Here is an 18,562-nt window from a genome sequence, read left to right on the forward strand (position 1 = left end):
GCGGGGGGCTGTGCGCGGCGGCGCGCGGGCGGGCGCGGCGAGCACCGACCGAGGTGCCATAAGGTCCCAGCGGGCTCCACGTCTCAGGCGCGCCTTGTGTGGCGCGCAACGAAACGTCCCAGGTGGCAAGGCCCGAAGGGAGACATGCCGGGCGGTGTTCTCAGCGCAAGCTCTCCAGTCCCAGTCTTGGCGGATGGCCGAGCGCCCGCCCGCGCGCCGCCGCGCACAGCCCCCCGCCGGCGCGTGCGCGCGGGAAGGAGCGCCCCGCGCCGCCCTCACCGCTCCCTCGCGGCCCGCAGCAGATCCCGCATCGTCGACCGCGGGACGTCCGCGAGCCGCGCCGCGGCGCTGATGTTGCCGCCCACCTCCTCGAAGGCGCGGAGCGCGTCCGCGGGCGTGATCTTCCGGCGGACCGGCGGCTCGCGATCGGCGAGCACCGCCGTGATGTGCTCCGGCAGCACGCGGCCGTGCGCGCGCAACGCCGCTTGAATGAGCACGTTCCGCAACTCCCGGACGTTGCCTTGCCAGCGGTGCGCCCGCAGCGCGACGAGCGCCCCGGGGGACAATTGCCGCGGGCCGATCTCGGACGTCGCCAGCAGGTGCTCGGCGAGGAGCGGGATGTCCTCCGGCCGCTCCCGCAGCGCGGGGAGGTGGATCCGGCACACCGCGAGGCGCTCGTAGAGGTCCGCGCGGAAGCGGCGCTCGGCGACGAGCGTCTCCAGGGGCTCGCAGGTCGCGACGATGAGCCGCACGTTGACCGGCGTCGACCCCTCCCCGCCCAGCGGGCGCACCACCCCCTCCTCCACGACACGCAAGAGCTTCGCCTGGACCTCCAGCGAGAGCGCCGCGATCTCGTCGAGGAAGAGCGTGCCCTGGTTGGCCTCGACGAACGCGCCACGCCGGTCCCGATGCGCGCCGGTGAACGCGCCACGCCGGTGGCCGAACAGCTCGGACTCGGCGATGTCGCGCAGGATCGTGGCGGCGTTCAGCACCACGAACGGCCCGTCGGCCCGCGCGCTCATCGCGTGGATCGCCCGGGCGACCAGATCCTTGCCCGTGCCCGACTCGCCGCGCAGGAGCACGGGGAGCTGCAGCGGCGCCACCCGCCGCACCGCCGCGGCGAGCTGCCGCATCGGCCGCGAGCTGCCGACGAGCGACGGCAACGGCGGCCCCTCCTCGATCGGCGGCACCCGCCGCGCCGCCTCGACGCACACCGCCGTGCGGCCGATCTCGAAGCAGCCGCCGGGAACGAGCATCGCCTGCCGCACCCGCACGCCGCCGACGCGGACGCCGTTGCGCGAGTCGAGATCCGTCACCTCGATCGAGGCGCCGCGGTGCGCGACCCGGCAGTGGCGAGCGCTCACCGCGACGTCGTCGATCCTCACGTCCGCGGCCGGCGCGCTGCCCACGACGAGCTCGGCGCCCGGCCCGACCGCGATGCGCACCGGCGCGCTCCAGCCGCTCTGATCGCAGCGGAGCCACACCGTGGCGAGCGCCTCGCCATCCTCCACGAGCTCGAGCGTGGCGTCCCGGATCGACCGGGCCTCGCCGCCCTGAGCTCTCGGGCCCGGCCGACCGCCGGGCGCCCCGGCGGGCCCCCTCCGCAGCGCCGCGGCGGGCGTGGCGGGCGCGGCGGGGTGAACGGGCGTGACGGGCCTGAAATCGCGATCCTCTTCGCTGCGGGTCGGTGCGTTGTCCATGGTCCAGGAGGTCTGTCGTCGGCGCGCGGGGCGCAGTTGCGTCGCTCGCCCCGCTCTCCCCGCCGCGTCGACATTCCTCGCGCCGGCCCGTCACCCCCTTTGCGCTCGGGACCGCGCTGTTCTAGAGGCCGTTCGTGGCATCGCGCTCAACAGGGTGGATCGCGCCGGCGCTCGGCGCGGCGGCAGCGGCCTGGGTGCTCTCGGCCAACCAGGCCCTCGCCCAGCCAGCAGATCGAGACACGTCGGCCGCCGTCGACGACGACGAGGAGCCCGGGCCGGAGGCCGGCGCGAAGCGCCCCGCCGGGCCGGACGAACGGAGCGGGCACGTCCTGCTCCAGGGACGCGCCGGCTACAACCTGCCGTTCGGCAGCATGGCCGCCGGCCAGCCGGTCAGCGAGAAGGTCTCGGGCGGCCTCGCGTTCGGCGCCAACATCGGCCTCGGGCTGAGCCGCGTGACCGTCGTGGAAGCGAGCGGCTCCTACGCCCTGCTCCCCGCAGCCGCCGGCTGCGACGGCTGCTCCGGCCGGAGCCTCGATATCGGCCTCGGGTTCGTCTACCACCTCGCCCAGGGCATCGCCTTCGACCCGTGGATCAGCTACGGCGTGGGCTACCGGCGGGCCGTCCTCACATGGCAGGAGGGCTCGGCCGCGGGGCCGACAGCCTCCGACCATGTATTCCATGGGCTCGACGTCGCCCGCATCGCGCTGGGCGGCGATTTCTACCCCGTGTCGAGCTTTGGCGTCGGGGTGTTCGCCGAGCTCGACGCCGGCACCTACCTCTCGCGCCCGGGCGAGCGCTCCGAGGCCACCGCCTACGGATTCTTCCAGTTCGGCCTGCGCCTCGTGCTGGATCCCGTCCCCCGAGGCGCGCGCACATCGGCCGTCTCGGCCGGTACGTCGCGGAGGATCGCCGTCCAGGCGGCCGGCTCCCCGGGGGCGGTCCGCCGGTAAAGCAGCCGGAATGTGGGCGGTCCGGGGGGCCGGACGGGTATAATCAGCCGCGAATGGGCGAGTTCAGGACGAGCAGCCGCACCCGACCCGTCGCGGCTGCCGTGACCGACGTTGGACGCCAGCGGAAGCACAACGAGGACAACGTCCTCGTGAAGTCCGATCTCGGTCTCTTCGTCGTGGCCGACGGCATGGGCGGGCACAACGCGGGCAACGTCGCCAGCGCGCTCGCGACAAAATCGCTCGACAACTTCTTCGAGGCGACCCGCGCCGGCAGCCTGCCCGGCCCCGTCCCCGCCGACGAGCAGGAGCTCGATCCCGAGGCACGGCGCGTCGTCGCGGCGATCCGCAAGGCGAACCACGATGTGTTCGTCATCTCGAACACGTACGCCCAGCACCAGGGCATGGGCTCGACGGTGGTCGCCGCCTACGTGTCGCGCGAGACCGACCGGATCCACGTCGGGCACGTCGGCGACAGCCGCTGCTACCGGATCCGGCACGGCGAGATCGAGCAGCTCACGAAGGACCACTCGCTCATCAACGACGCCCTCGCGCTCAAGCCCGACCTGAGCCAGGACGAGCTGGCGAGGCTCCCGAAGAACATCATCACGCGCGCGCTCGGCATGAAGGACGCGGTGAAGGTCGACATCCGCTCGGAGCGCATCGAGCCCGGCGACGCTTTCCTGCTCTGCTCGGACGGGCTGAGCGGGATGGTCTCGGAGCAACAGATGCTCGATGTGTTCGACGTCACCCAGGACCCGCACGAGGCTTGCGAGCTCCTCATCGAGATGGCCAACGAGGCGGGCGGGACCGACAACATCTCGGCGCTGATCGTCCGCATCCTGCCGGAGGCGGAGGACGAGCGGCAGCCCGACAGCGCGGAGCTCGAGGACACCCGGCCCCACCACATCGACGAGCTCGGCGCGATGCTCCCGCCGCCGCCGGTCCGCGCGGCGCGGGCCCGGGCCGAGGAGGCCGATCTCGACGCGGCCGCCTCCTCGGGCGACGAGCGCATCGCGGCGCAGCCGATCCACTCCGTCGCGGGCAACGGCCTGCGAAGCCACGCCCAGGGCGCCGCGGGCGCGATGTCGCGCGTGGCCGCCGCGCCGTTCACGGACCGGCGCTCCCGGGCGGCCGCTGGCTCCGGCCGCTACGCGGCGGTCGCGGCCGACCCGAGGCCGGCGGCGCCCCCGGTGAAGGAAGCCCCGCCGGCGAAGCCCGCGAAGCGCCAGACCGAGGTGCGCGTCGCGCGGTGCGCGCACTGCAAGCACGAGCTCTTCATCGGCAACCGCTTCTGCGTCGAGTGCGGCGCGCCCATCAAGCCGTGAGCGGCGCGCGTCTCGCTTCACGAGACGCGCGGCGCGAGACGCGCGCGCGCCGCCCCGCGCGCCGATCGCGAGCCGCGGCCGGCGCTGCGGGGGCAACGCGGCGCATCACTTGAGCGCGAGCAGCTCGACCTCGAAGATGAGGGTCGAGTTGGGCGGGATCACGGGCGGGAAGCCGCGAGCGCCGTAGCCGAGCTCCGGCGGGATCGTCAGCTTGCGGACGCCGCCGATCTTCATGCCGGCGACCCCCTGATCCCACCCCTTGATCACCTGCCCGGCGCCCAGCTTGAACGAGAAGCCCTGGTTGCGGTCGCGCGAGCTGTCGAACTTGCTGCCGTTCGTCAGCGTGCCGACGTAGTGAACGGTCACGAGCTGGCCGTGCTTCGCCTCGTCGCCCGTCCCTTCCTTGAGGTCCTCGATCCCTAGCCCTGCTTGCATGAATGACTCCTTTCGACGCCGATGGGAGGAGCGCCGCACGGTCGCGTCAAGCCGAAGCAGCGCGCGGGCGCCCCGAGCGAGCGCTCGCGAGCGCCCCGAGCGAGCGCTCGCGAGCGCGCAGGGGCCCGGAGAAACCGCGGGTCAGCCGCCGAGGCCGGGGAACGTGAACACGGGCGCGCCGCCGGTCAGCCGCCACGTGTTCGCGGTCTGCTGCACGATGGGCTGGCGCAGCGCCGGGTGCGGGTGCGTCTGCTCGAAGGCGAACAGGATCGCGGCCGGCGTGAGCTGATCGAGCGACGCGAAGAAGCCGAGCGTCAGCATCGCGCCCCCCTCGGTCCACCGGTACCCCTGCCGCCGCGCGCCGGCGGAGAGCAGGTTGTTCACGCCCGCGACGTCCGCGGCGATCTCGTTCGGCTGGTTGAAGACGGGGAGCGCGCGCGACAGCATCCGCCCGAGATCCGCGGGCGTGACGCCGCGGCTGCCGCCCTGCCCGTTCGCGCAGCCCGTGTGCCCGAGGTGATGGTGGCCGAGCTCGTGGCCGAGCACGAACGCGAGCTGCTCCTGGTAGAGCTGGCGCTGCCGCTCGACCTTGCGCGCGTCCGTGTGCTGCGCGGGGTCGATGAAGCCCATCGGCGGCCGGATGATCGGCTGCCCGGGCCGCTGCCGCTGCGCGAGCATCCGCAGGAACTCGTCGAGCTTCCTCGTCCCGAAGATCTCGTCGGTCGCCTTGAACTGCGCGATCTGCGCCTGCACCTCGAGCAGCCCGTCGGTGATCGCCATGAACGGCATCCGCTGGTCGTCGCAGCCGGCGAACGCGTTCACCTCGCCGACCGTCGGATCGGCGATGAAGGGGATGCCCTTCACCTTCTGCTGCGCGCCCGACGGCAGCGCGCCGATCAGCGCGCCCATGACGACGCCGGCCTCGGACTGCAGCCAGCCGATGTTGATGTCGTTGATGGGGTCGCCGAGCACCGGCAGCCCGGGCACCGTGGGCACGGAGAAGGTCGGCGCGGGCGCGGGCCCGGTCTGCGCCGGCGGGTAGCCGGGCTGCTGCTGCGGGTAGCCGGGCTGCTGCTGCGGGTAGCCGGGCTGCTGCTGCGGGTAGCCCTGCGGGGGCGCGCCGTACGGAGGGTAGCCCTGGCCGTACGTAGGCTGTGACGGAGGCCGGCGCGAGCTGCTCCGCTGACAGCCTGCGACGAGGCCGAGAGCCAGAGCGAGGGCGCCGATCGATCGAAGCAGGTTCATCGCCCGCGAGCATAGCGCACGGAGCGGGCGTCAACCTGCGCTCCGGCGCGCGCAGGATCCCAGCGCGGCGCGGCTCGCGCGCCGAGGTGAGCCGAAAGCCGCGGCCCGGGCGTCAGGCGCAGGAGGACCGATGAACAGAATCCGAGCCTGGTCTGTGGCCGCCGCCCCCCTGTGGATCAGCGCCGTCGCGCTCGCGGGGTGCGGCGGCGCCTCCGTCGCGCATGCGCCCGCGGCGCCGGAGCCGGCCGGCACCGCCGCCTCCGCGGCGCCGCGCGAGGAGGGCTCCATCGAGACGGCCGACGACGCGCTCGCGGCGCTCGAGCGCGCGGAAGGCGAGCTCGACCAGGCCCTCGGCGTACCGGCCGCTCACGAGGAGGATCGCGCCGCGGCGCAGACAGCACCGCCGGGAGCGCCGCCGCCGCCGGCAGCGGCGCCGTCGCCGCCGCGCGCGGCGCCTGCGGAGTCCTCCGGCAGCGCCCCGGCGCCGTCCACGCGGGCGACGACCACGGCCGGCGGGCACCCGGCCAAGAAGGCCGAGGCCGCGCCGGTGTCCGCGGCGCCGTGCGAGACCGCGTGCCGCGCGCTCGCGTCGATGAGCCGCGCCGCGCAGCACCTCTGCGGGCTGGCCGGCGACGCGGACGCGCGGTGCGACGCCGCGCGCACCCGCGTCAAGAGCGCGACCGACCGCGTCGAGGCGCGGTGCCCGCGCTGCGCCGAGCCCTAGGACGCCGGACGGCCCTCCGCCCGGACGGCGTCAGGGTCCCGGCGCGAGGAGCTGGAGCAGCCGCACGTTCTTGTACATCTCCCCGAGCGAGCCCGCCGCCGCCTGGCCGGCCTTCGCCAGCCGATCGAGCTCCTCGGGCCGCACGTCCACCTGCACCGTGAGCCGGGCCGCGGCCGGATCCACCGCGAGCGTCGCGCGCTTCGCGACCTCGGCGAGCGCCGCGCCGGGCTCCGGGCCGACGAGCGCCTTCAGCGCGTCCACGTTCGCGCGCTTCTCCTCCAGGAGCTTCCGGAGCTCCTCGGCCGCTTCGGCCGACGCGGCGTCGATCGCGACGGTCGCCGACAGGCCCCCCTTCGTCGAGACGCCGACCGTGACGGCGCGCGGGCCGGTCGACCCGGTGAGGATCGCCCGCAGGCTCGGCTTGCTCTCGGCGAGCAGGGCGACGCCCAGGAGGGGGCGATCCCACCCGATGTGCGCGAGGCGCGAGGTGACCTCGTCCCGGCTCGCCAGCGACGCGTCCGCCTCCTCGGCGTCGATGCTCGCGCGGAGGTCGGGCTCCGCGCCGTACAGCAGGATCGAGCCGTCGCGCACGGCGATCGCGTCCTCGCCGGCGCGGAGCAGGTACTTCACGCCCTTGTACTCCGCCTGGACGTAGCTGTGCTCCGCGAGGCGCGCCGCGAGCTTCCGCTCGTCGAAGCGCCCGCGCGCGACCACGAGCGAGGGGGAGAGGACCAGCTTGTCGACGTCGAACCCGAGATCGATGCCCGTCGCCTTCTTGATGTCGTCGCGGGTGCGCTCGACGTGCTGCCGCACCGCGCCGCCCTCCTCGCCGAGCGCCTTCAGATCGAGCTGGTGCGGGTCGACGATCACCACGCCGGGAGCGCTGCCGTGGACATACTCGAGCAGCGACTCGTCCTTCGGGAACGTGGCCGCGCGGAGGTGCGCCAGCCCGAAGCCGAGGAGGCCGGTCTGCTGGGCGAGGACGACGGCGAACACGAGGGCGAGGAGCACGATGTACTTGGCCTTGCCTCGCTTCTTGGGGGCTCCGGCGGCTCGGGCCGGCTTCGACGCGCTCTCGGTGCTCATCTGTACTCGCTGCGCCCTCGCTGGATACCGCGTGCCGCCGGGCCCTGCGGGAACCGCCGCCGCAAGCGCCTCGAGCGCCGCCCGTCGACCTGGAGCGCGCCGCGGCAGAGCATAACCGGAAGCGGGACGCCGGCCAGGCCTTCCGCCGGGGCCGCTGGACGGATAGAAACGACGCGACGTGCCTCGATCCTCGTCCCCCGATGGCCACGGCGCGCTCGCACCGCCGAGCGACGGCGCCGCGCTGCCTGCCGCCCTCGGCCGCTACCACGTGCAGCGCCTCCTCGGCGAGGGGGCGATGGGGCGCGTGCTGCTCGCGCACGATCCGGTGCTCGATCGCGACGTCGCGCTGAAGCACCTGCGGGACGACCTCCGCATCCCGCGCGACGTCCGCGAGCAGCTCGTCGTGCGGATGCGCCACGAGGCGCGCGCCGCCGCCCGCGTGACCCACCCGAACCTGGTCACGCTCCACGACGTCGGCGAGGACCCGGATTTCGGGCTCTACCTCGTCTTCGAGTACGTCGAGGGGCCGACGCTGAAGCAGCACCTCCTCGAGCGCCCGCTCTCGGCCGCGCAGGCGGCGCGGCTGGCGCGCGAGCTCGGCGAGGCGCTCACCATCGCGCACCGCGCCGGCATCGTCCACCGCGACATCAAGCCGGAGAACATCATCCTCTCCGCGAACGGCGGCAAGATCGCCGACTTCGGGATCGCCAGGATCCCGGACTCGACGCTGACGCACCAGGGGGGGCTGATGGGCACGCCCGCGTACAGCGCGCCGGAGACGTTCCGCGCCGGGAAGTTCTCGCCCGAGAGCGATCAGTTCTCGCTCGCGGCCGTGATGTACGAGGCGATCTCCGGCAGGCGCGCGTTCCCGGGCGACGACGCGGTCTCGGTCGCGTCGAAGATCGCGAGCGACGATCCGCCGCCGATCGCGCAGGAGATCGGCGCGCCGCCGTCGCTCGATCAGGTGCTCGCGCGCGGCCTGTCGAAGCGGCCCGAGGACAGGTACCCGAGCTGCGACGCGTTCGGCGCCGCGTTCGCCGACAGCCTGGAGTGGGCCGCCTCGAGCCAGCTGCCGAGGCGCATGCTGGAGGGCCCCGCCGCCGCGACGGCGGCGCTGTCCACGGAGCCGGGCGCCGTGCGCGCGGATCCGATCGGCGACGACTTCCCTCCCCGCGAGCGGAAGATGGGTCAGGTCGTCCTCGGCGCGGCGGTGGTCGTGGCGACGGCCGTCCTGCTCGTCCGCACGGCGATGCGATCGACGGACGCGCCGGTCGAGGAGCCCCCCGCGCAGGCGGCGCCGGCCGCGTCGTCCGCGGCGCCGCGGCCGAGCGCCGTCCCCTCGGCGCGGCCTGCGCGCCCGAAGCACGGGGCCGCCGAGACCTCGCCGCCCACCGCGTCATCATCATCCACGCCGCGCGCGGCGGGCAGCGCGGAGCCCAGCGCGAGCCCGCCGGACAGCGACCCGAGCCGGCCCGCGTCGGTCACCCTCCCCGAGGACGAGCACGGCGCGGACGCAGGGGCGCCGGAGCCCGAGGTCGACGACCTCGACGCGCCGGAGACCACCGACACCGAGCCGGACCCACCCGACGCGCCCGACGCTGGAGCGGCCGATGCTGCTGCGCGTTGAACGGCAGAGATCGCGGTGGCGTTGTCACGAGGAAAAAACTCACCTAAAGGAGCCCGGGTAAGCGGCGTCGCTGTCCGGAACGGCTCGACGTCGAGCGCCTCGTCGGGTCCCTCGCGGGCCCCGACGAGGCGCTCACGCTCACGCCGACCGCCGCGCTGGCGACCGTCTGGAACGCTGTTCTGCCCCTTGAGATCCCCGCGATGACTACCCTGACAAACGGCGACGATCTCCATCTGTCGCTCTACCGAAAGATGTTTCAGATACGCCGCTTCGAGGAAGAAGCGGCCCGCGCGTACGCGCAGAGCAAGATCGGCGGGTTCCTTCACCTGTACATCGGCCAGGAGCCCATCGCCGTCGGCGCCACCGCGGCGCTCCGCCCTGACGACTACGTGATGACGACCTACCGCGATCACGGCCTCGCCCTCGCCCGCGGGATGACCGCGCGCGCCGCGATGGCGGAGCTCTACGGCAAGGTCACCGGGTGCTCGAAGGGGCTCGGCGGCTCGATGCACTTCTTCGACAAAGAGCACAACATGCTCGGCGGCTACGGCATCGTCGGCGGCCACATCCCCATCGCCGTCGGGACGGCGTTCGCGTCGAAGTACCGCGGCGAGGACCGGGTCTCGATGGTCTTCTTCGGCGAGGGGGCGGTGAGCATCGGCGACTTCCACGAGGGCATGTCCCTCGCGGCGCTCTGGAAGCTGCCGATCGTGTTCGTCTGCGAGAACAACGAGTACGCGATGGGGACGCCGCTCTCCCGCACGCTCTCGGTCGAGGACGTCTCGCTGAAGGCGCTCGCCTACGGGATGGAGCGCGATCGCTTCAACTCCGAGCACGTCCTCCAGGTGCGCGATCGCCTGGGCGAGGCCATCGAGCGGGCGCGCAAGCACTCGGAGCCGACGCTGGTCGAGATCAGGACGTACCGCTTCCGCGGCCACTCGATGAGCGATCCGGGCAAGTACCGGTCGAAGGAGGAGCTCGAGGAGCGCAAGAAGAAGGACGTGCTCCTGCGCTCGCGCGTCGAGCTCGAGGAGAAGGGGCACAAGGACGCCCTCGAGGCGATCGAGAAGGAGGTCGAAGAGGAGATCGCCGATGCGGTCCGCTTCGCCGAGGAGAGCCCCGAACCCGGGCCCGAGGTGCTCGAGCCCACAACCTATGCAGGACCTTTTGCGCGATGACCGTCCTAAGATTCCGGGAGGCGGTTCGCGCCGCCATGATCGAGGAAATGGAGCGCGACGAGCGGGTGTACCTCGTCGGCGAGGAGGTCGGGCACTACCAGGGCGCCTATAAGGTGACCGAGGGGATGCTCGAGAAGTTCGGCGCGAAGCGCGTGATCGACGCGCCGATCACCGAGAGCGGGTTCACCGGCATCTCGATCGGCGCCGCGATGGTCGGGCTGCGGCCGATCGTCGAGTACATGACGTGGAACTTCTCCGCCGTCGCGTTCGATCAGATCCTCAACAACGCGGCGAAGCTCCGGCAGATGTCCGGCGGGCAGCTCAGCATCCCGCTCGTGCTGCGGGCGCCGAACGGCTCGGCGCGGCAGGTCGGCTCGCAGCACTCGCACTCGATGGAGCACTTCTACGCGCACATCCCCGGCCTCAAGGTGCTCGCGCCCGCGATGCCGGCCGACGCGAAGGGGCTCCTCAAGTCGGCGATCCGGGACGACAACCCGGTGCTCTTCATGGAGAGCGAGACGCTCTACGGCGTGAAGGGCGAGGTGCCCGACGACCCCGACTTCACCGTGCCGCTCGGGGTCGCCTCGATCCCGCGCGAGGGGACCGACGTCACGATCATCGCGTGGAGCCGGATGGTGCACGTGGCGCTCGAGGCGGCCGCGGAGCTCGAGAAGGAGGGCATCAGCGCGGAGATCGTGGACCTGCGATCGCTGCGCCCGCTCGACGAGGAGACGATCGTGAAGAGCGTCACGAAGACGCACCGCGCGGTCGTGGCGCACGAGGGGTGGCCGTACGGCGGCGTCGGCGCGGAGGTCGCCGATCGCATCCAGCGGCTCGCGTTCGACGAGCTGGACGCGCCCGTGCTGCGCGCGACGACGCTCGACGTCCCGATGCCCTACAACGCACGGCTGGAGCAGTACGTGATCCCGCAGGCGGCGCGGATCATCGAAAACGTTCACCGCGTTCTCTACAAAAGCTGACTGAGCGGACGCACATCCCCGATCAAGGTTGATAGACCCATGGCGAAGGTTCTGGAACTGCCGAAGCTGTCCCCGACCATGGAGGAGGGGCAGATCAGTGCCTGGCACAAGAAGGAAGGCGACAAGATCGACATCGACGATCTGCTCGCAGAGGTCGAGACCGACAAGGCGACCATGGAGTACAAGTCCTTCGATCGAGGGACGTTGCTCAAGATCCTCGTGCCTGCGGGCAGCGTGGTTCAGCTCGGCCAGCCCGTCGCGATCATCGGCAACCCGGGCGAGGACGTAAGCGCCCTCGCCGGGGGCGGCGGCGCTCCGGCGCAGAAGCCGGCGGCGGAGGAGCCCAAGGGGGATCGCGCCGCGCAGCCGGCGGGCGGCGCCGCGCCGAGCGGCGACGCGCCCGGCACGGCCGCGCCGCCCGCGGCGCGCGGCGAGGCGGTCTCGCCGCCCACGCAGCCGGCCGCGCCGCAGCCGGCGTCGGACGGGCGCGTGCGGGCCTCGCCGTACGTGCGCAAGCTCGGCCGCGAGCGCGGGCTCGACCTCACCAGCGTCGCCGGATCGGGCCCGCGCGGGCGCATCGTCGCGCGTGACCTCGAGGGGCTGAAGCCGGCCCCGGCCGCCGCGGCGGCCGCGCCGGCCGCCCCCGGCGAGCTCGCCGCGCCGGACGTGCGTCCGCTCAGCATGATGCGCAAGGCGATCGCCCGGCGCCTCACCGAGTCGAAGCAGACGGTCCCGCACTTCTACCTCTCGATCGACGTCGACGCCGATCCGCTGAACGCGCTGCGCGAGCAGATCAACGCGGATCTCGCGGCGACCGCGGCCGAGGGCGAGAAGCCGGCCAAGGTCAGCTTCAACGATCTCCTGGTGAAGGCGTGTGCCATCGCGCTCGTGCGCGTGCCGGAGTGCAACGCGCAGTTCACGTCGGACGCGATCCTCGTCCACCGGCGCGTCGACATCTCGGTGGCGGTCGCCGTCGCCGAGGGCCTCGTCACGCCCGTGGTGCGCGACGCCGATCGCAAGCAGGTGCTCGAGATTGCCACCGAGGTGCGCGAGCTCGCCGGGAAGGCCAAGTCGAAGAAGCTGCGGCCCGAGGAGATGGCGAACGGGACGTTCTCGATCTCGAACCTCGGCATGTACGGGATCGACAACTTCGGGGCCGTCATCAACCCGCCCGAGGGCGCGATCCTCGCCGTGGGCCAGGTCCGCCGCGAGCCCGTCGTGCGCGGCGAGCAGGTCGTGCCGGGCCGCCGCATGGCCATGACGCTCTCCTGCGATCACCGCGTCGTCGACGGCGCGGTCGGCGCGACCTTCCTCAAGGTCCTGCGCCAGCTGCTGGAGCACCCGACGCAGATCCTGCTCGGCTGATCCTCCCCGCCACGACCAGCGCTCAACCAGAACGCAGCGGACGCCGGGGCTCTCCCCCGGCGTCCCCGCGCGCGGCGCGCCCCGCGCTCACCGCCACGGCGCGCGGGCGCCGCGCTCGCGCTCAGGTCGCCTCGGCGCCGCCGCCGAGCGCGTCGCCGAGGCGCGCCAGGTTCCGCGAGAAGATCTGCACGGACGGGTGCGACGGCCCGAGCGCCTTCGTGGCGATCGCCACGGCGCGCTCGATCTGCTGCCAGGCGCCGGATAAGTCGCCGAGCGCCTGCAGCACGCGCCCGAGGTTGTTCACGATGCTCGCCACGACCGGGTGATCCGGGCCGTAGGTCGCCTGCGCGATGCCGAGCGCCCGCTCCAGCTGCTCGCGCGCCCCGGGCAGCTCGCCGAGCGCTTGCAGCACGCTGCCGAGGTTGTTGCAGCCGATCGCCACGGCCGGGTGATCCGGCCCGTAGGTCGCCTCGGCGATCCTCAGCACGCGCGCGAAGTTCGCCCGCGCGCCCTCGAGGTCGCCGAGATCGCGCAGCACGCTGCCGAGGTTGTTGATGTCCCGCGCCACGTCCGGGTGATCCGGCCCGTACGTGTCCTCGACGATCGCGAGCGCCCGCTCGAAGTCGGCGCGCGCCCCGGCGAGGTCGCCGAGGTCGCGCAGCACGCGCCCGCGGTTGTTCAGCGCGAGCGCGAAGCGCGGGTGGTACTGGCCGTAGCTGTGCTCGTCGATCTTGAGCGCCTCCTCGAACTGCTCTCGCGCGCCCTTCAGGTCGCCGAGATCGTGGAGCAGCCGGCCGAGGTTCGTGCGGCCGATCGCGACGGTCGGGTGATCCGGCCCGTAGGCGCGGATGTCGATGGCGAGCGCCCGCTCGAGGTGCACGCGCGCGCCCGCGAAGTCGCCGAGGTCGCGGAAGAGCGCGCCCAGGTTGTTGAGCCGTATCGCGACGCTCGGGTCGTCGGGGCCGTACGTCGCCTCGTCGATCGCGAGCGCGCGCTCCAGGTGCTTGCGCGCGCCGGGCAGGTCGCCCTGATCCATGAGCACGCTGCCGAGGTCGTTCACGTCGCGCGCGACCTCCGGGTGGTCGGGGCCGAAGCGCGCGATGTCGATCGCCAGCGCGCGCTCGAGGTGGGCGCGCGCGCCGCCGAGGTCGCCGAGATCGTGCAGGACGCTGCCGAGGCTGCGCAGCACCGCGGCGACCTTCGGATCGTCGTGGCCGTACACCGCCTCGTGCAGCGCGAGCGCCCGCTCGAGGTACCCCTTCGCCTCCGCGAACGCCGCGCGCCCCTGCAGGTAGACGGCGAACCGCGCGAGGAGCCGCCCGCGCACCTCCTTCGCGACGTCGTACGCCTCGGCCTGGCTCGCGGCGGCGAGCGCGTGCGGCAGCCACCGGGCGCAGAACGGCCACGTCTCCACGTCGTCGCTGCTCTCGGGGAACGCGTGGTCGACGAGGCGGACCGCCGCCTCGGCCCACATCCGCCGGTCCTGGGGCGAGAGGCGATCGCGCACCACCGCCTGGACGAGCCGGTGCACCGAGAGCGCGCCCTCGTGCACGTCGATGAACGAGTAGCGGCGCAGCGCGGCGACCGCCTCGTCGAGCATCAGCGGATCGCTCAGCGCCTCCGCGAGCGCCGGCGGCAGGTGCGGCGCGGCGTCGGCGAGGCCCTCGCGCGGGATGTCGTCGGGCGCGAGGAACGCGCACAGGCTCAGGAGATCGACCGCGACCGGCGAGAAGCGCTGCGCCTCCTGGAACGCGAGGCCCCAGGTGGTGGCGACCGGCGTCGGGTAATCCATCGGCACGCCGCGGAGCAAGAGCTCGCGCTGGTGGTCGCCGAAGACCGCGTGGTAGGTCGCGATCGACGCCCCCGTCTCCTTGATGGTCGCCGCCGCCTGCACCAGCGCGAGCGGCAGGTCGCCGAGCGTCTCGGCGAGCCTCTCCGCGGCGCGCTCGTCGCTCTGCCCGGTCTTCTCGAGCAGGAACTTCACCGAGTCGGCGCGATCGAGCGCCGGCACGGTGAGCGGCGTGGCGATGCCGCGAAAGCTCGGGTTGCGCGAGGTGATGAGGATGTGCCCGGTGCGCGGGTGCGGGAGGTACGGGGCGACGTCCCGCGGATCGTTCACGTTGTCGAAGACGAGGAGCCACTTGTCGTTGCGCGACAGCCACGACCGGACCGCCTCGATGGCGATCCGCTGGTCGGCCTCGTTCTGCTCCGGCAGGTCGAGCGCCGCGGCGAGGCGCGCGAAGTCCTCGGCCGTCGTCGCCGGCTCCTCGGCGCGGACCCACCAGACGACGTTGTACTGGCTCGCGTACCGGTGCGCGTACTCCGCGGCGAGCTGGGTCTTGCCGATCCCGCCGAGGCCGCTGATCGCCTGCGTGAGCGCCGCGGGCCCGCCCGTCGTGAGCGCGCTCCGCAGCTCGTCGAGGAGCCGGTCGCGCCCGGTGAAGCTCGGGTTGCGCGGCGGCAGCTTCTTGATGTGCGGCTCTGCGTCGGGCGAGCTCGACGGCCGCCGGGGGGCCGGCCGCTGCGTCGGCGGCTCCGTCTCGCGCACGGCGCTCCGTATCCCCTTCGCGATCTCGGTGAACGCCTCGCTCTGGTTGGGGTAGCTCGTCACCGGCCGCGCGCGGTTCGGCAGCGGCTGCAGCTTGCCGAGCGCCGTCTTCTCCCAGGCGCAGGGCCGCAGGATGACCGGGATGACCCGGCACTCCCCCGCCTCGTGCCGGGCGATCGCCTCCCGGAGCTCCGGGGAGAGCCACGCGTCGGTGTTGAGGAAGTCCGCGCTCACGAGCAGCAGCACGACCCGCGCTTCGCGCAGCCTCGCCGCGAACGCCTCTCTCCGCTCCCGCCCGCCGCCGAGGGCGAAGCCCTGGTATGTCCGGATGACCCCTTGCCGCTTCAGCGCGTCGAGGTGGGTCTCCAGCTTGGGCCGCAGGTCCTCGTCCCTCGGGGAGTAGGAGAAGAACAGATCGGCGGGGCTCGTCGCCAAGGCAACCATAGTTCCTCTCGCGGGCCTTAAGGTCTCACGACGGACCTGGAGCGCAACGAGAATACGCGCTCGGGAAAGGCCCAGGAAGGGACGGGTTGTGACGCTCTCGGCGGATACATGCGGGTCGAACCTCCATGGCTTCTTCGGGGGTTTGCCTTACCCAGAATCCGGCTCCGTCCTACCTTCGCGTTCCTCTTCCGTGCCGGGGAGGAACCTGCCGGAAGCCTGCACGATGCGGCGCGCCGCTTCCATCCACTGACGCCGATCGTCCCGCCGCAGCTGGTTGCGGACGACGATCTTCACGAGGCGGTGGACGCTGAGCGCGTGCGGCCGCACCTCGATGAGCGAGTGCAGCCGCAGCATCGCGATCGCGTCGTCGAGCGCGAGCGGGTCGTACTCGCTCAGCGCCCGCCGCGGGATCTGGTCCATCGGCAGGAACGAGCACAGGCTGAGGAGCTCCGCCGCGGCCTGGTGGCTGAACACGGCGGCGAGCGCGCTCTCCCACGCGGTCGCGACCGTCACCGGGAAGCTGACCGGGCGCTCCAGGAGCGCGGCCGGGCGCTGGCGGAACAGCGCGAGGTACTCGGCGAGCGGGCGCCCGGTCTCCTCGATGTACGCGCCGGCCTGCGCCAGGGCGAGCGGCAGGTCGCCGAGCTCCTCGGCGAGCGCGTCGGCCGACTCCGCGTCGGTCTCGCCGGTGCGCCGGAGCAGGAAGGCCACCGACTCGCCGCGCTCGATGCCGCGGACGGTCACCGTCGTCAGCCCGCGCCAGATCGGGTTCTGCGACGTCGCGAGGATGTGGCCGCCGTGCGAGACGCTCGGAACGTAGGGCTCGACCTCGCTCGGGTCGCGCACGCCGTCGAAGAGGAGGAGCCAGCGCCCGCGGCGCCCGAGCCGGTTGCGCACCGCCGCGGCCGCGCGCGCGGGATCCAGCTGCTCGTGATCGGGCAGCCGCATCTCCGCGGCGAGCGCCACGAAGCCGGCGTCCATCGTCGCCGGGCTCTGGCCGTCGATGAGGAAGACCGTGTCGTAAGCGCTGGCGTTGCGGTGCGCGTACTCGATCGCGAGCATGGTCTTGCCGGTGCCGCCGAGCCCGCAGAGCGGCGCCATGCCGCGCCGCGCGAGCGTGGCGCCGATCTCGGCGAGCAGATCCTCGCGCGAGGCCAGGTTCCGGCCGGTCCACGCGGGGACGCTCCAGATCCCGGGCGGCGGTGGCACCTCCGATTGGCTCACCGGCTGGGCGCCGGGGGTCGGTGAGCCTACGGGGGGTTTTGGGTGAGCTGCTCGACCTGCTTTCGGATGCCCTTGGCGATGTCGGTGAACGCCTCGCTCTGGTTGACCCAGCTCGTCACCGGGCGCCCGCCCCGCGGCAGGCTGGCCAGCCTGCCGAAGGGCGCGCCCTCCCAGTCGCAGGCGTCGAGGATGACCGGGATGACGCGCGCCTCCCCCCGCTCGTGGCGCTCGATCGCCTTCTGCATCTCGACGTCGTAACAGAAGTCCGACGCGAGGAAGTCGGCGCTGATGAGCAGGAGGATGACCTTCGCGGTCTCGAGGTGCTCGGCGAGCGCCCGGTCGCGCTCCTCGCCGGCGCCGATCTCGCCGTCGTGCCAGCCGCGGATGACGCCCTTGCGCTTGAGGATGGCGAGGTGCGTCTCGAGCTTGTCGCGCAGCTCGCGGTTGCTCTCCGAGTACGAGAAGAACACCTCGATGGGGCTCGCCGGAGGCTCGGACACCCGCTCGCGCCGCGGCGAGTCGAGCGCCCCCGGCATCGTGACCGTGTCGTCGTACGCCGCCGCGTCGGGCGGGAGATCGTACGACGGGAAGCCGAGCGGCGACGACGACGGCGGAAGCTCGAGGTCGGGGATCGGCGGCGGGACGATCGAGCGGGAGCGGGTCGGCGCCCCGCGCGGGCGGGGCGCGCTCACGCGCTCGAGGATCGCGAGCGCCTGGTCGTGGCTGCCGTCGGAGGTGTCGTAGGGCAGGAGCGAGAACCCCATGTCGACGAGCGTCGCGCGGCGGAACGGCGTCAGGCTCGCGCTCGGGACGATGACGAAGCGGGGCGGCGGCGAGCTGCCCGAGAGCGCGTGGATGTCGGCCAGCATCTCGTCGAGGTTGCCGTCGGCGCGCCCGAAGCCGATGAAGAGCACGGGGCAGTTCGAGAGCACGGCCGTGAGCGACCTGCGCACGTCCGGGTCCGCGATCGAGGCGAGGAAGCGGTCGCGCGCGAACACCCAGCTGCTCGGCTCCTTCAGCGTGCCGTGCAGCTTGAGGATGAAGCGCCGCCGCCACGCGACCTCGTCGGTGACGCGCCACAGGGTGTCCCACTCGGGGCCGAAGGCGCGCTCGAGCAGGTGGTTGAGGTTCGTGGTGAGCACCGCGCGCAGCCTGTCCCGCAGCGCGGCGATCGCGAGCGCGATGCGCGGCGGCTCGAGCCCCTCGTCGTCGAGCGCGTCCTCCACGAACGCGTTGAACTCCGCCGCGCCGAGCGCGTGCTCCGCCGCGGCGAGCGCCTCGCTGTAGCGCTGCGATAGCGCGAGCGACGCGACCTCGGCGGTCATCACCTCGTCGCCGACCTGCTCGCGCACCCTCTCGACGAGCAGGTCGACGAGCTGGCGCCACGTCGGCAGCCCGGCCGCGGCCGAGATGCCTCCCCCCACGAAGAGCACGAGCTCTCCGCTCTCGAACGCCTCGCGCAGCTCTTCGATCACCGCGGCGTCGAGCTCCGCGCTCACCGTGTTGCCGTTGTCCATAAGGGTTGACATCGAGCCCCTCGAGTCTATCGCTCCTCGGCGCCCGGCGCACTTTTGCGGCGCGTCGCGCGCGCTTCCGCGCGTGACGCGCGTGACGCGCGACGCGCGACGCCGGGCCCCGCGGGGCGGCCGGCCCGCGCCCGCGATGTCCCAGACGACAGGGCCGCGCCGCCGCGGGCGCGGTCAGCCGCGGTCGGAACAGGCGGAAACAGTC

General features: G+C 73.2%; 14 protein-coding genes. 7 read left to right on the plus strand and 7 right to left on the minus strand.

The window, feature by feature from the left end; genetic code table 11:
• Positions 1–275 precede the first annotated feature (275 nt).
• A complete protein-coding gene (locus tag WME98_RS47735; RefSeq protein ID WP_437948218.1) occupies positions 276–1,700 on the minus strand; it encodes a sigma 54-interacting transcriptional regulator in 1,425 nt (474 codons plus the stop codon).
• Between the two features lie 134 nt (positions 1,701–1,834).
• On the opposite strand from WME98_RS47735, the gene WME98_RS47740 reads away from it, so the two are divergent.
• Together WME98_RS47740 and WME98_RS47745 are read left to right on the plus strand one after the other, a co-directional pair.
• Complete coding sequence (locus WME98_RS47740; protein ID WP_437948219.1) at positions 1,835–2,650, plus strand: hypothetical protein; 816 nt, start codon at positions 1,835–1,837, stop codon at positions 2,648–2,650.
• Positions 2,651–2,751: 101 nt separating this feature from the next.
• Entirely contained in the window at positions 2,752–3,975 is a 1,224-nt protein-coding gene (locus WME98_RS47745; RefSeq protein ID WP_437948220.1) for a Stp1/IreP family PP2C-type Ser/Thr phosphatase, read from the plus strand.
• A gap of 105 nt (positions 3,976–4,080) precedes the next feature.
• On the opposite strand, the gene WME98_RS47750 is transcribed toward WME98_RS47745, so the two are convergent.
• Complete coding sequence (locus WME98_RS47750) at positions 4,081–4,410, minus strand: FKBP-type peptidyl-prolyl cis-trans isomerase (protein WP_061626525.1); 330 nt, start codon at positions 4,408–4,410, stop codon at positions 4,081–4,083.
• A gap of 141 nt (positions 4,411–4,551) precedes the next feature.
• Positions 4,552–5,655: a M48 family metalloprotease gene (locus WME98_RS47755; RefSeq protein WP_437948221.1), complete on the minus strand. Its 1,104-nt coding sequence runs from the start codon at positions 5,653–5,655 to the stop codon at positions 4,552–4,554.
• 130 nt (positions 5,656–5,785) lie between these two features.
• On the opposite strand from WME98_RS47755, the gene WME98_RS47760 reads away from it, so the two are divergent.
• Positions 5,786–6,379 (plus strand): hypothetical protein, encoded by a 594-nt coding sequence (locus tag WME98_RS47760; RefSeq protein WP_437948222.1) that lies wholly within the window; start codon positions 5,786–5,788, stop codon positions 6,377–6,379.
• 30 nt (positions 6,380–6,409) lie between these two features.
• Here the strand turns inward: WME98_RS47760 and WME98_RS47765 are convergent, their stop codons facing one another.
• On the minus strand, positions 6,410–7,465 hold the full coding sequence (locus tag WME98_RS47765) for a hypothetical protein (RefSeq protein ID WP_437948223.1): 1,056 nt from the start codon (positions 7,463–7,465) through the stop codon (positions 6,410–6,412).
• 178 nt (positions 7,466–7,643) lie between these two features.
• Between WME98_RS47765 and WME98_RS47770 the strand changes: the two genes are divergently transcribed.
• The 4 genes from WME98_RS47770 (at position 7,644) to WME98_RS47785 (ending at position 12,615) form a co-directional block, all read left to right on the plus strand.
• Entirely contained in the window at positions 7,644–9,092 is a 1,449-nt protein-coding gene (locus WME98_RS47770) for a serine/threonine-protein kinase (RefSeq protein ID WP_437948224.1), read from the plus strand.
• Positions 9,093–9,292: 200 nt separating this feature from the next.
• Positions 9,293–10,270: a pyruvate dehydrogenase (acetyl-transferring) E1 component subunit alpha gene (gene pdhA, locus WME98_RS47775; protein WP_437948225.1), complete on the plus strand. Its 978-nt coding sequence runs from the start codon at positions 9,293–9,295 to the stop codon at positions 10,268–10,270.
• Positions 10,267–11,250, plus strand: coding sequence for a pyruvate dehydrogenase complex E1 component subunit beta (locus WME98_RS47780; protein WP_437948226.1), 984 nt, complete (start codon positions 10,267–10,269; stop codon positions 11,248–11,250). The genes pdhA and WME98_RS47780 overlap by 4 nt, the downstream gene beginning before the upstream one ends.
• A 39-nt stretch (positions 11,251–11,289) precedes the next feature.
• Entirely contained in the window at positions 11,290–12,615 is a 1,326-nt protein-coding gene (locus tag WME98_RS47785) for a pyruvate dehydrogenase complex dihydrolipoamide acetyltransferase (protein ID WP_437339096.1), read from the plus strand.
• Between the two features lie 121 nt (positions 12,616–12,736).
• Here the strand turns inward: WME98_RS47785 and fxsT are convergent, their stop codons facing one another.
• The 3 genes from fxsT to WME98_RS47800 all read right to left on the minus strand — a co-directional run bounded on the left by fxsT (position 12,737) and on the right by WME98_RS47800 (position 18,360).
• Positions 12,737–15,607 (minus strand): FxSxx-COOH system tetratricopeptide repeat protein, encoded by a 2,871-nt coding sequence (fxsT, locus tag WME98_RS47790; protein ID WP_437948227.1) that lies wholly within the window; start codon positions 15,605–15,607, stop codon positions 12,737–12,739.
• A gap of 147 nt (positions 15,608–15,754) precedes the next feature.
• On the minus strand, positions 15,755–16,831 hold the full coding sequence (locus tag WME98_RS47795; protein WP_437339098.1) for an ATP/GTP-binding protein: 1,077 nt from the start codon (positions 16,829–16,831) through the stop codon (positions 15,755–15,757).
• Positions 16,832–16,857: 26 nt separating this feature from the next.
• The gene (locus WME98_RS47800; protein ID WP_437948228.1) at positions 16,858–18,360 is read right to left on the minus strand and encodes an SIR2 family protein; all 1,503 of its coding nucleotides are present in this window, start codon (positions 18,358–18,360) and stop codon (positions 16,858–16,860) included.
• Between the last annotated feature and the right edge of the window lie 202 nt (positions 18,361–18,562).

Source organism: Sorangium sp. So ce296, from assembly GCF_051529605.1.
In the GTDB taxonomy this organism is placed as follows: domain Bacteria; phylum Myxococcota_A; class Polyangia; order Polyangiales; family Polyangiaceae; genus Sorangium; species Sorangium cellulosum_D.